A 12,848-nucleotide genomic window follows, 5' to 3' on the forward strand; every position below is an offset into this window, starting at 1 on the left:
TTCGCTGCCCTGCTCACCGCCGAAATGTGAGGATTATACTCAAATCTGCGACCGAGGGTGCTCCGGCGAGGGGAAGTGATGCACATGGGGGTCGTCGGAGACCGCATCGGCCCCGTGCGTTCCCGTGACCGATTCCTGCAGGGCGAGTCGGTCGAGGGGAGCGTGAGAAGTCCCATCCTGAGCTCGTGGCAGCGCAGCCGGCTGCTCGGGCTCTCGCCCGACACGTCCGAGCTGCCCTTCACGGAGGACTTCGACCCGGACGCCGCCCTGCTGCGCGCCGCGGATCCCGTGCTCGACCGACTCCAGGCGATCTTCGCGGGCAGCCGGACCAATATCTGCCTGGCCGACGGTCACGGCATGGTGCTCGCGCGCCGCTTCGGCGAGAAATCGATGGTCAGGCAGCTCGCCGCGATCCAGATCCTCCCCGGGTTCGTGTTCGCCGAGCAGTTCGCCGGAACGAACGGCATCGGCCTCAGCCTCGCGGAGCGGCGCCTGTGCCAGGTCTACGGCGCCGAGCACTTCGCCGAGCGGTCCCAGTCCAGCGCCTGTACCGCGATCCCGCTGCGCGACCAGCTCAGCGGGCACATCAAGGGCGTCCTGTGCCTCGGGTACCCCTACACCGAGGCCGACCCGGCCCTGATCCCCGTGGTACGCAAGGCGGCCGAAGCCATCGAGCGGCGGCTGATGGACCAGAGCTCGGCACGCGAGCGCGCTCTGCTCCAGGCCTATCTCGACGCCGCGAGCCTGAACCAGAACGGCGAGTACGGCATCGACGGGCACCCGGTCGCCCTGGACGAGTTCCTCCGGAGCGAACTGGAGCAGAGCGATCAGAGCACCCTCAAGGAGAGGGCCACGGAGCTGATGTCCGCGGACCGCCGGGCCGCCGCCGAGGTCCCGCTGTCCCGCGGCCGGTGGGTCACGCTCGTCAGCCGCCCGGTGACGAGCGCCTCCGGGGTGGAGGGCGTCGTGGTCGAGGCGCTGCTGCCCGAGGACTCCGAACGGCACGCCCCCGCTCCCACCCCCACCCGGCACGCCGGGGTCAGAGGGCTGGTGCTGGTGGGCGAGCCCGAGGTGGGCAAGTACGCCGTCGCCGCGCGGCGCCGCCTGGAGCTGCTGGCCGAGGCCAGCAACCGCATCGGCACCACCTTGGACGTGAGCCGTACGGCCTGGGAGCTCGCCGAGACGGCGGTCCCCAGGCTGGCCGACTTCGTCACCATCGACCTGCCCGAGGCGGTGCTGCGGGGCGAGGAGTCCCCCCGCCCCACGTCCGTGATGCACCGCACGGTGGTCCACGGCATCCGCGAGGACTGCCCCTTCTACCCGGTGGGCGAGCAGGTCAGCCTGCGGCCCACCACGCCCCACATGCGCTGCATCGCCACCCGGCAGCCGGTGCTGGAACCCGATCTCAAGGCCGCCTTCGGCTGGCTCGCCCAGGACCCCGCGCACGCCGAACTGCTCCTCGCGCACAACATCCACTCCCTCATCACCGTCCCCCTGTTCGCCCGCGGCGCCATCCTGGGCGTCGCGAGCTTCTACCGCTCGCAGAGCCCCGCCCCCTACGGCGACGACGACCGCTCGCTGGCCCAGGAGCTCGCCGCCCGCGCCTCCCTCTGTATCGACAACGCCCGCCGCTACACCCGCGAACACACCCTCGCCCTGTCCCTGCAGCGCAGCCTGCTCCCGCGCGGCCTCCCCGAGCAGAGCGCCCTCGAGGTGGCCCACCGCTACCTGCCCGCCGAGTCGGGAGTGGGCGGCGACTGGTTCGACGTCATCCCGCTGTCCGGCACCCGGGTCGCCCTCCTCGTCGGCGACGTCGTCGGCCACGGGCTGCACGCCGCCGCCACCATGGGCCGGCTGCGCACCGCCGCCCGCAACTTCGCCGAGCTGGAACTCGCCCCCGACGAGCTCCTCACCCACCTGGACAACCTGATGGTGCGCCTCGACCGCGAGGAGGGCGGCGACACCCCCGACTCCGCCAGCACCGGCATCGTCGGCGCCACCTGCCTGTACGCCATCTACGACCCCACCTCCCAGCTGTGCACGATGGCCCGCGCCGGCCATCCTCCGCCCGCGCTGGTCCGGCCCGACGGCAGCGTGTCCCTGCTGGAGCTGCCCGCCGGTCCCCCGCTCGGACTCGGCGGTTTGCCCTTCGAGTCGGTCGAGATCAAGCTCCCCGAGCACAGCCAGCTCGTCCTGTACACCGACGGGCTCATCGAGGACCGCCACCGCGACATCGACGTGGCCCTCGACGCCCTGAACCGCGCGCTGGCCCACCCGGACCGCGCGCCCGAGGAGACCTGCCGGGCGGTGATCGACGCCGTGGCGCCCGCGCACCCCGCCGATGACATCGCGCTCCTCGTCGCCCGCACCAACGCCCTGCCCCGGGACCGGATCGCCACCTGGGACCTGGCCGCCGACCCGGCCCTGGTCTCCGAGGTCCGCGGCGCCTGCGTCAGCCAGTTGAGCCGGTGGGGGCTGGAGGAGTCCGCGTTCGCCACGGAACTGCTGATCAGCGAGCTGGTCACGAACGCCGTCCGCTACGGGACCGCACCCATCCGGGTCCGCCTCATCCACGACCGCAACCTGATCTGCGAGGTGCACGACGCGAGCAGCAGCGCCCCGCGCATGCGGCAGTCGGCGACCACCGACGAGGGCGGGCGCGGCCTGTTCCTCGTCGCGCAGCTCGCCCAGTCCTGGGGCACCCGGTACACCACCGACGGCAAGGTCATCTGGGCCGAGTGCAGCCTGACGGCGGCATGACCCCGGCTCGTTGGGCCATCGGGGGCACAGGGCGTGGCGACATACCGGGAACGGATGGCCATATCCCCGTAGAGTGCCGCGTACCGTCGGGAAGAACTCGGAGGCCGACCCCCGGAGAAGTCTGTGCATGACGCTCCCGACCCCTGGACGGGCCCACCCCCGCGCTCCGGCGCCGCCCCACTGGTCCGGATGCGCGGCCTGAGCAAGCGCTTCGGCGGCACGCTCGCGCTGGCCTCGGTCGACCTCGACATCCACCGCGGCAGTGTCCTCGCCCTGCTCGGCCCCAACGGAGCGGGAAAGTCCACCCTCATCAAGGTGCTCGCCGGGGTCCATCACGCCGACGAGGGCGCGATCACGGTCGCCGGCCATCCCCTCGGCAGCCACACCGCGACCCGGAGCATGTCCTTCATCCACCAGGACCTCGGTCTCGTCCCGTGGATGACGGTGGCCGAGAACATCGCCCTGGGCACCGGCTACCCCCGCCGCCGCGCACTGATCTCCTGGCGGCGGGCCCGGGAGCGCTGCGACGAGGCCCTGCGGATCGTCGCCGGCCACCTGGACGCCGAGGCCCGGATCGCCGATCTCGGCCCCGCCGAGCGCTCGCTCGTCGCCATCGCCCGCGCGCTCTCCACCCGGGCCGGACTCATCGTGCTCGACGAGCCGACCGCCACCCTCCCCGCCGCCGACTGCGCGCGGCTCTTCGAGGTACTGCACGCCCTGCGCGACCGCGGACACGGCATCCTCTACGTCAGCCACCGGCTCGACGAGGTCTACGAGGTCGCCGACACCTTCGCCGTCCTGCGCGACGGCCGGCTGGTCGACCGGGGCCCGCTCGCCGGCCACAGCCCGGCCCGGCTGGTGCGTGCGATCGTGGGCCACGCCCCGTCCGGGCACGCACCGGCCGGGCACGCACCGTCCGACCGGGCGCCCGGCGCACCGCCCGCCGCCGGCACTCCCCTGCTGCGCCTCGACGGGGTGCGGACCGCGTCCACCGGGCGCGTCGCACTGGACCTGTGGCCCGGCGAGATCCTCGGCATGGTGGGGCTGACCGGCGCCGGCCACATGGAGCTGGGCCGCGCCCTGGCCGGCGCCCGGCCGATCCTGGAGGGGCGGGTACGGCTCGACGGGCGGCCGTACCACCCGCGTACGGTCCACGCCGCCCTCGACGCCGGCGTCGGTTTCGTGGCGGCCAACCGTCAGGAGGAGGGCTGCGCCGCCGATCTGACGGTACGGGAGAACTTCCTGGCCAACCCCCGTGCGTCCGGCGCCGCCGCCGCACACTGGATCAGCCCGCGTCGCGAGCGCGCCGAGGCCCTCGCCCTGATCGACCGGTTCTCGGTGCACCCCCGCGAGAGCGAGGTGCCGATCGCCACCCTGTCCGGCGGGAACCAGCAGAAGGTGATGGTCGGCCGCTGGCTGCGGGGGCACCTGCGCCTGCTCATCCTCGAAGAGCCGACGGCGGGGGTGGACATCGGCGCCAAGGCCACCATCCACCGGCTGCTCGACGACGCGCTCGCCTCCGGCCTGGGGGTCCTGCTCATCTCCACCGATTTCGAAGAGGTCGCGGACGTGTGCCATCGCGCGCTGGTGTTCGTCCGCGGGAGCGTGAGCGCAGAGCTGAGCGGTGGGTCCCTCACCGTCGCCGAACTCACCCGCACCGCCTCGGCGATGCCCGCGATCACCGGGACCGCGACGGACCGATGACCACGCCGCCCCCGCCCCGGCCCCCGTCCTCGACTCCGCCGCCGCCCTCGCCGCCGCCCGCCCCCTCGCTGTCGCCGCGGTCCCTGCTGAACCGTCTGCGGGGCCATCACCTCGGCACCTACGGCCTGCTGATCCTCGCCGTCCTGCTGTTCCTGGTCTTCTCGCTCGTCCTGCCGGACACCTTCCCCACCCGGGACAACGTCTCCTCGATCCTCTCCAACCAGTCCATCCCCGCCATCCTGGCGCTCGGTGCGACGATCCCCATCGCCACCGGCAAGTTCGACCTGTCCATGGGCTACGGCCTCGGCCTGGCCCACGTGATGGTGCTCCGGCTCATCGTCGACACGGGCTGGCCCTGGCCCCTGGCCTGCCTCGCCGTGGTCGTCGGCGGGGCGCTGGTCGGCGTGCTCAACGGCGTCATCGTCGAGTACGTGCGGATCGACTCCTTCATCGCCACGCTCGGCACCGGCAGCATGATGTACGCCGTCACCGGCTGGATCACGGACGGCTCCCGGATCGTCCCCGGCCCCGAGGGCCTGCCCGCCTCCTTCACCGGCCTGTACGACTCCCGGTTCCTCGGCCTGCCCCTGCCCGCCTACTACGTCCTGGCCCTCGCGGCCGCCCTCTGGGTGCTCCTGGAACGGCTGCCGCTCGGCCGGTACATGTACGTCATCGGCTCCAGCCGGCGCACCGCCGACATCATCGGCATCCCCCGCCACCGGTACTCCGTCTACGCCTTCGCCGGATCGGGCCTGGTCACCGGCCTCGCCGGCGTGCTCCTCGCCGCCCAGCAGCAGACCGGCAACCCGAGCGTCGGGCTGGACTACCTGCTGCCCGCCTTCGTCGGCGCGCTGCTCGGGTCCACCACGATCAAGCCCGGCCGCGTCAACGCCCTCGGCACCGTCGTGGCCGTCGCGGTCCTCGCCATCGGTCTGGCCGGCATCGGCCAGCTCGGCGCCGACTTCTGGGCCACGCCGCTGTTCAACGGCGCCACCCTGCTCATCGCCGTCGGCCTGGCCGGCTATTCCGCCCGCCGCCGACTGCGCACCCGTTAGAGAAATCCGTACGCGCACCGCGTCAGGAGCACCGTGTACCCGAAGGCCCCGCACCGCAGGACCACCCGCACGACCGCCGCCCTGCTGGCCGCGGCCGCCGCCCTCGTCGCCGGCTGCGCGGGCGGCGGCCCCTCCACCGGCGCGGCGCCGCCGGAGGCGGGCTGCCCCGGCGTCCTCGCGGGCGCGGCGGCGGCCGTCGCGCGGGCCGAGAAGGCCGACACCTCCTGGCGCGGCCCCACGACCGGCCCCGCGGCGGTGCCCGGCAAGTCGATCGTCTACGTCGCGCAGACCATGACCAACCCCGGCGTCGCCGGCGTCGCGAAGGGCGTCGAGGAGGCCGCGAAGGCCATCGGCTGGCAGGTCCGGGTGATCGACGGCGACGGCACCCCCGCCGGGATCCAGGCCGCGCTCAGCCAGGCCATCACCCTGGCGCCCTCGGGCATCGTCATCGGAGGCTTCGACCCCCAGCTGACCGCACAGCAGATGGCGCGGGCCGAAGCGGCGGACATCCCGGTCGTCGGCTGGCACGCCGTGGGCTCCCCCGGCCCGAGCGAGCGGCCCAGGCTGTTCACCAATGTCACCACGAAGGTGGAGGACGTGGCGCGGATCAGCGCCGACTGGATCATCTCCCGGTCCCGGGGCGCTGCCGGGGTCGTCCTCTTCACCGACGGCTCGATCCCGTTCGCCCGGAACAAGTCCGAGCTGATCCGCAAGGAGCTCGCCACCTGTCCCGGCGTACGTCTCCTGTCGTACGAGAACATCCCCATTCCGGACGCCGCGAGCCGCACCGCGCAGGCGGTCTCCGGGCTGCTGTCCCGCTTCCAGGACGACTGGACGTACTCGGTCGCCATCAACGACCTCTACTTCGCCGACGCGGCCCCGGCCCTGCGGGCGGCCGGCCGGCCGGGCTCGGGACCGCCCTTCAACGTCGGTGCGGGCGACGGCGACCCCTCCGCCTTCCAGCGGATCAACAGCGAGCAGTACCAGGCCGCCACCGTCCCCGAACCGCTCAACCAGCAGGGCTGGCAGATCGTCGACGAGTTCAACCGCGCCTTCGCCGGGCGGCCCGCCAGCGGCTACGTGGCTCCCGTGCACATCGCGACGGCGCGCAACAGCGAGGGCGCCACGTCCTGGGAACCGTCGGGCTACCGCGAGGGGTACCGCAGGATCTGGGCCGGCTGACGGCACGGCGCGGCGGTACCGGTCCCGCACGGGGCGGGGACCGGTCCCCGCCCCGTGCCGACCGCTATTGGTACGGGTCGAAGGGGATGCCCGCCGGCTTGGCCTCCGCGAGGTGGGACGCGAAGGAGCCGTCCTTCAGGCCGAAGTGCGCGCTTGCGAAGTCGGCCTGGGTGAGCTTGTCCCGCAGGGTCGCCGGATAGCCCGACCACCCGACGAGCGTGGGGAACTGCCACGTGCCGCGGTGGTTCTCGGGCGGCTCGTCGTTGGTGTTCGCCGCGCGGAAGCAGTGCGTGCCGATGCCGTCCTTGTGATAGACGATCTTGGGGTGGTTGCCGTCCCAGCGGATCTGGTCGCGTGAGTGGATGTTGAAGTCGCCGTGGGCGGAGGTCGCGACGTACTTGGCCTCGTTGCCCTGGATCCAGACGACCACGTGCTCCCAGTCGTGGCGGTGGCCGCCGAGCTCGATGCCGGGAAGGGCCTGGTCCTTCTCGAAGTAGAGCGCGTAAATGACGGCACACCAGCCGTTGTTGCACTTCCAGCGGGAGTAGCCGTTGGTGTTGGCGAGGTCCGAGGCGTCCCGGCAGCTCCCGTTGAGGGCGCCGGTGGGCTTGAGTCCGCCGTTCAGCACACCGGTCGGGCCGATGGCGGGTGTCGGATAGCAGCCGTCGGTGTCGTAGTCGTAGGCCGGCTGATAGGTCGACTCGATGGCCTCGGACGTGCCGGGGAGCGCCGGGGGCGGCGCCGCGAAGGCCGCCTGGGGAACGGCGACGACCACCATGAGGGCAGCCCCGAGAACCACTAATGATCTCTGAATGTGACGGTTCGTCCGCAAAACGGGCCTCCTGGCCGACCGGGTGCGAGGGGTGGCGGACGCATCGCGGCGGAACACCGTCGACCGACACGCCGGGAGCATCATTCGCGAACCGGTGTGGCGCGGCAAGAGGCCGGGCAGAGCTGTCTCCTTGCGCACCGAAGGGCCGGAAAAGCCGTGTACGCAAGGGGAATTGACTGAATGTCAGTAATGCAGGGGTGACACGGACAGCCGCCGCCCGGCGGACGGCCGGGTACGGCGGCGGAGCGTCACGCTCTCATCATCAGAGGGTGTTCATCAGGATGATGGCCAGGAGGTCGAGGAGGATGACGGCGACGACGGCGCCGATCATGATCCAGGCCTTGCGCGATTCGTCCATGCGTACGAGTCACCTCCCGGCTCGGGCGGGTACGGGCCACCGCGCGCGGTCCGGGGACCGCACGGGGGACTCGTCCACCTCTGGCCATGATGACCCGGTTCCGCACGGAGCACAGGTCGGGAGACCGGGCAGGCCGGGAGACCGGCCCTGGGGCCCGATGCACGCGGCGGGTCAGGCGACCCAGGTGCCGGTCATGCCGATGACCGCCGAGCCGTCCTGGTCGGTCAGCTTGTTCCCGGTGAAGTCGCGCGCCCAGTCGGAGGTCTGAATGCGGAAGGCGGGCCGCTCGGCGGTCAGCGCCTCCACCACGGACTCGGCCGCGCCTTCCGGCGTCTGCGCGCCGTTCAGGAACTGGCCGACCGTGCGCTCGACGTAGTTGCGCAGCGCGTCGGAGTACGGGCCGGCCGCAGCGATGCGGGCCTCGAGGTCGAGGTCGATGTTGTTCACGAACTCGGTCGCCACGGCGCCCGGCTCGACGACGGAGACGCTCACCCCGACGGCGCCCGCGACGGGGGCCAAGCTCTCCATGTAGCCCTCCACGGCGAACTTGGCCGCGCAGTAGGCCTCGTTGAAGGGCTGGCCGACGACGCCGCCGACACTGGTCACCGTGATCAGGCGGCCGCCGGTGGCCCGCAGGTGGGGCAGGGCCGCCTTGGAGACGTTCAGGACGCCGAAGAAGTTGACCTCCATGACCTCGCGGACGTCGGCCACGGATTCGAGCTCCAGCGTGCCCACGTGCCCGGCGCCGGCGTTGTTCACGACCGCGTCCAGCCGGCCGTAGTCGGCGATGACGCCGTCCACGGCGGCGGCGACGGAGGCCTCGTCGACGACATCGAGCTGTCGGATGTCGAGTTCGACGCCCGCCTCGACGGCGGCCTTGCGCAGGGCGTCGGCGCGGCTCGTGTCACGCAGGGTGGCGACCGTGCGCCAGCCGGCCCGGGCGGCTGCGACGGCGGCTGCCAGACCGATGCCGGAGGAGGTGCCGGTGATCAGGACGGTGCGGGAGGGGGTGGCGGGGGTGGCGGGGAGGGTCGACATGACGGGGCCTTTCACGGGGGGTGATTTATGTGCGTGCACACACACTATAAAATTATGTGCGTGCGCACGCAAGCTCTAGACTTCCGACATGCCGAAAAAGCTCACCGAAGCCGAGACGCCCGCGGCCGACTACGCCTTCTACGGGCTGGTGTGGGCCGGAACCGTCATGACCGACCGCGTCGACCGTGCCCTGGTCAAGGCCCACGACCTCCCCGTGTCCTGGTTCGAGGTCATGCTGTGGCTGGCCTCCAGCCCCGAGCCGGTGCCCGCTTCCGTCCTCGGCAACAGCACCCTGCTCAGCCGCAGCCAGGTCTCCCGCGTCGTGGACGCCCTGCAGACCCGGGGCCTGGTCACCCGTACGCCCTCCGCGCGTGACGCCCGGTCGGTGGAGGTCTCCCTCACCGAGGCCGGACGAACGGTGTTCGCCGAGGCCGACACCACCCGGCGCGAGGCCCTGGCCCCGGTCTTCACCGAGCTCCTCGACGAGCGGGACCTGGAGGCGCTCGGCACCGTGTGGCGCAAGCTCAAGGCCGCGAAGGCCGCACAGGCCGAACAGGCCGAACAGGAACGCACGAGGTAGACCCCGCCCGCCCGCCCGCCGCGGGCCCCGGTCAGGCGCCGAGGCCGTCAGGGGTGAGGGTGGCGGCGGCCGCGAAGAGGCGGGCGCAGCGCCGCGTCATGGCTTCCGGGCTCTGCTCCGGGTGCTTGACCCACCAGCGGACGAGGGTGGCGACCAGATCCCGCCAGACGTACTTGAGCGCGTCGGCGTCCAGCGGGTCGGTGGAGCCGGCCGCGCGCAGCAGTTCGGCGGTGCCGCCGGCGGCGAGCCGGTCGATGGCCGCCCAGTACTCCGAGGCCCGACGGGCGGCCTCACCGCCGGGCGGCAGGGTGGTGTCGTAGAGCACGAACCACGCCTCGCGCCGGCCCTCCAGGGCGGTGAAGATGCCGTGGAGCACGCGCAGCGGCGTGTGGGGCGCGGCCCCGCCCTCCCCCATCGCCTCACGGACAGCATCCAGCAGCCCGTCCCCGACGGGGACCAGGCAGGCGATGTACAGGTCCTCCTTGCTGCCGAAGTACTGGTGCAGGAGCGTCTTGGTGACGCCCACGCGTGCGGCGATCGCGGGGAGCGAGGCGGCGGCGAAGCCATGGGCGCCGAACTCCTCCGCGGCCGCCTCCAGCATCTGGCGGCGCCGGTGCTCCCGCGGGACTCCCTTGGTGCCGGCTTTCGAGGAAAGGGTTGCCATGAGCCGATATTATCAGTAGGTAATTTACCCCTAGGTAAATTACCTCTACCCCTGGAGCGCCGCCATGGCCGGCACCACCCCGCAGTCCACGTCCCACACCCGCTCCTGGTGGGGCTGGGGCTGGACGGACGCGCATCCCGACGACGCGGAGTGCACCGCGATGGGCGCCCTGCTCCCCGGCACCCTCGGCCGCCCGCTGCCCGTGCCCCGCGTGAGCGACCTGGGCATCGGCAGCCCCGCGGCCGAACCCCCGCGCAGCCTCGCCCACCTGATCAGCACCGATCCCGGGGACCGCGCCGCCCACTCGATGGGCAAGGCCTACCGCGACGTGGTGCGCGCCCTGCGCGGCCGCCCCGGCCGCATCCCCGACCTCGTGGCCCGGCCGGCGGACGACCGGGGCGTGGCCGATCTGCTGGACTGGGCCGGTGCACGGCAGGTCGCCGTCGTCCCGTACGGCGGGGGCTCCTCGGTCTCAGGTGGCGTCGAGTACCGCGGCGACGCCCACCGGGCGGTGATGTCCCTCGACCTGACCGCCATGGGCCGCGTCCTGGAGGTCGACACCGTGGGCCGGGCGGCGCGCATCCAGGCCGGCACCCTCGGGCCGAGTCTGGAGGATCAGCTGCGGCCCCACGGCCTCACCCTGCGGCACTTCCCGCAGAGCTTCGAGTTCTCCACGCTGGGCGGCTGGCTCGCCACCCGCGCCGGCGGTCACTACGCCACCGGCCGCACCCACATCGACGACTTCGTGCAGTCGCTGCGCGTCGTCACCCCGGCCGGCACCGGCGAGTCGTGGCGGCTGCCCGGCTCCGGGGCGGGCCCCTCCCCGGACCGCCTGTTCCTGGGCTCCGAAGGGGCTCTCGGCGTGATCACCGAGGCCTGGGTCCGCCTGCAGGAACGCCCCCGCCACAAGGCTTCCGCAGCGGTCTCCTTCTCGGACTTCCAGGACGCCCTGCGGGCGGTGCGCGCCCTCGCGCAGTCCGACCTCTCCCCCGCCAACTGCCGCCTGCTGGACTCCGGCGAGGCCGCACTGTCGGGTGCGGCCCACGACGGCCGCTCAATACTCGTGCTGGGCTTCGAGTCGGCGGACGAACCGGTGACCGCCCTGCTGGAACGGGCCGTCGCACTCGCCCGCTCGCACGGCGGCCGGCACGGCGGGGCGGGCGGGTCCGACGCGGCCGGCGGTCCGCCGCAGGCCCCGGGCGGCGACGCGGCCGTGAGCGCCTGGCGGTCGGCCTTCCTGCGGATGCCCTACCTCCGCGACGGCATGGCCAGGATGGGCGCGGTGGCGGAGACCTTCGAGACGGCGGCCACCTGGGACCGGGTCCCCGGTCTGATCGAGGAGGTACGCAGGGAGGTCGGCGCGGCGGCGGTCAAGGCCACCGGACATCCCGCGACCGTCAACTGCCGTCTGACCCACGTGTATCCGGACGGCGCGGCGCCCTACTTCACCGTGCTGGCGGCCGGCCGGCCCGGTGACGAGGTCGCCGTCTGGGACGAGCTCAAGGCCGTCGCGAGCGAGGTCCTGCACCGCCACCGGGCCACCATCACCCACCACCACGCCGTCGGCCGGGACCACCGCCCGGGCTACGACCGCCAGCGCCCCGAGCCCTTCGCCCTCGCTCTGCGGGCCGCGAAGGGGGCGCTCGATCCGCGGGGCATCCTCAACCCCGGGGTGCTCGTGGACTGATCGGGCGGGCCGCCCCGCACCCCGAAGGGGCCGGGTCCGTCGGACGACGGCCCCGGCCCCTTCGGCCGGCGTTCGGCGGACCGGCGGCCGGCGTGCGCTCAGACGCGGTCGGCCGCGATCAGGACGTACTGGAAGGAGCCGTCCCTGTAGGACTCGATGAACGCCTCCTCGATGCCGGTGACCAGGGAGGAGGTGGCCCGCAGCTCCCAGTACGGCAGGGTGTCGGGGGTCAGGTCGATCACGGCCTGCGGTACGAGGCGGTTGTCGGCCATCGCGCGCAGGTACTCACGGCGGGAGTGGATGTTGCACTCGAAGTGCGCGTTGATCTGGGAGACCCACTTCGAGGGCTGGCCGTACCGCGGGTTCCAGCAGCCGGTGATGGTCACGTACCGGCCGCCGACCGCGAGGACGCGCGAGTGCTCCGCGAAGAGGTCCTGCAGATCGACGTACATGCTCGACTCGTTGTTCCACGAGCCCGCTGCCTGCCCGGTCTCGAAGGGCGTGCTGAGCATGTTGCAGACGCGGGCCCGGACATGGTCCTCGATGCCGAGTTCCTGGGCGCGCCCGTTGGCGAAGTCGGCCTGCTTGGCCGACAGGGTGACGCCCTCGACCTTGCACCCGAAGCGCTGGTGGGCCATGACCATCGAGCCGCCGCGGCCACAGCCGGCGTCGACGAGGGTGTCGTCGCGCTCGATCGGGCCGAGGTGCTGAAGGAGGAGTTCGGCCTGCGCCGACTCCAGCCGGTGGAGCTCGGCGATCAGCTTCTTCTCGTATGCGCTGTCCTCGGTGTCACCGAGGGCGGCGTGGTCGATGTCGCCGATGCCGTAGTGGTGGTGGTAAAGGCCGTCGACGTCGCCGAGACGGAGGTTCACCGGCCTGGCCTCGTGGTCCCAGTAGCGGGCGATGTCCCCCTGGTAGGGGGTCGCCGGTCCGGGGATGAACACGGAGGAGGGACCGGCGGCGGTGGTGAGATCGGTGCTAGTCATGA

Annotated in this window: 10 protein-coding genes; 6 read left to right on the forward strand and 4 right to left on the reverse strand. The window is 72.6% G+C overall.

What is annotated here, in order from left to right; translation table 11 throughout:
- Window positions 1–84 precede the first annotated feature (84 nt).
- The 4 genes from ACIQZO_RS04345 (at window position 85) to ACIQZO_RS04360 (ending at window position 6,701) form a co-directional block, all read left to right on the forward strand.
- Entirely contained in the window at window positions 85–2,760 is a 2,676-nt protein-coding gene (locus ACIQZO_RS04345) for a SpoIIE family protein phosphatase (protein WP_403619881.1), read from the forward strand.
- A gap of 123 nt (window positions 2,761–2,883) precedes the next feature.
- Complete coding sequence (locus ACIQZO_RS04350) at window positions 2,884–4,464, forward strand: sugar ABC transporter ATP-binding protein (protein ID WP_403619884.1); 1,581 nt, start codon at window positions 2,884–2,886, stop codon at window positions 4,462–4,464.
- Window positions 4,461–5,519, forward strand: coding sequence for an ABC transporter permease (locus ACIQZO_RS04355; protein WP_403619887.1), 1,059 nt, complete (start codon window positions 4,461–4,463; stop codon window positions 5,517–5,519). The genes ACIQZO_RS04350 and ACIQZO_RS04355 overlap by 4 nt, the downstream gene beginning before the upstream one ends.
- A gap of 33 nt (window positions 5,520–5,552) precedes the next feature.
- Window positions 5,553–6,701 carry a substrate-binding domain-containing protein gene (locus ACIQZO_RS04360; RefSeq protein ID WP_403619890.1) on the forward strand — a complete coding sequence of 383 codons (1,149 nt, stop codon included), beginning with the start codon at window positions 5,553–5,555 and terminating at the stop codon, window positions 6,699–6,701.
- A gap of 64 nt (window positions 6,702–6,765) precedes the next feature.
- On the opposite strand, the gene ACIQZO_RS04365 is transcribed toward ACIQZO_RS04360, so the two are convergent.
- The gene (locus tag ACIQZO_RS04365; RefSeq protein ID WP_403620877.1) at window positions 6,766–7,479 is read right to left on the reverse strand and encodes an NPP1 family protein; all 714 of its coding nucleotides are present in this window, start codon (window positions 7,477–7,479) and stop codon (window positions 6,766–6,768) included.
- Between the two features lie 583 nt (window positions 7,480–8,062).
- Complete coding sequence (locus ACIQZO_RS04370) at window positions 8,063–8,929, reverse strand: SDR family NAD(P)-dependent oxidoreductase (RefSeq protein ID WP_403619893.1); 867 nt, start codon at window positions 8,927–8,929, stop codon at window positions 8,063–8,065.
- Window positions 8,930–9,017: 88 nt separating this feature from the next.
- Between ACIQZO_RS04370 and ACIQZO_RS04375 the strand changes: the two genes are divergently transcribed.
- A complete protein-coding gene (locus tag ACIQZO_RS04375; protein WP_403619896.1) occupies window positions 9,018–9,509 on the forward strand; it encodes a MarR family winged helix-turn-helix transcriptional regulator in 492 nt (163 codons plus the stop codon).
- Window positions 9,510–9,540: 31 nt separating this feature from the next.
- Here the strand turns inward: ACIQZO_RS04375 and ACIQZO_RS04380 are convergent, their stop codons facing one another.
- A complete protein-coding gene (locus ACIQZO_RS04380; RefSeq protein WP_403619899.1) occupies window positions 9,541–10,173 on the reverse strand; it encodes a TetR/AcrR family transcriptional regulator in 633 nt (210 codons plus the stop codon).
- Window positions 10,174–10,237: 64 nt separating this feature from the next.
- On the opposite strand from ACIQZO_RS04380, the gene ACIQZO_RS04385 reads away from it, so the two are divergent.
- Entirely contained in the window at window positions 10,238–11,860 is a 1,623-nt protein-coding gene (locus ACIQZO_RS04385; protein WP_403619902.1) for an FAD-binding oxidoreductase, read from the forward strand.
- 98 nt (window positions 11,861–11,958) lie between these two features.
- Here the strand turns inward: ACIQZO_RS04385 and ACIQZO_RS04390 are convergent, their stop codons facing one another.
- Window positions 11,959–12,846 (reverse strand): geranyl diphosphate 2-C-methyltransferase, encoded by an 888-nt coding sequence (locus ACIQZO_RS04390; protein ID WP_403619905.1) that lies wholly within the window; start codon window positions 12,844–12,846, stop codon window positions 11,959–11,961.
- Window positions 12,847–12,848: the final 2 nt, after the last annotated feature.

It is taken from the genome of Streptomyces sp. NPDC097617 (assembly GCF_044761485.1).
GTDB lineage: Bacteria > Actinomycetota > Actinomycetes > Streptomycetales > Streptomycetaceae > Streptomyces.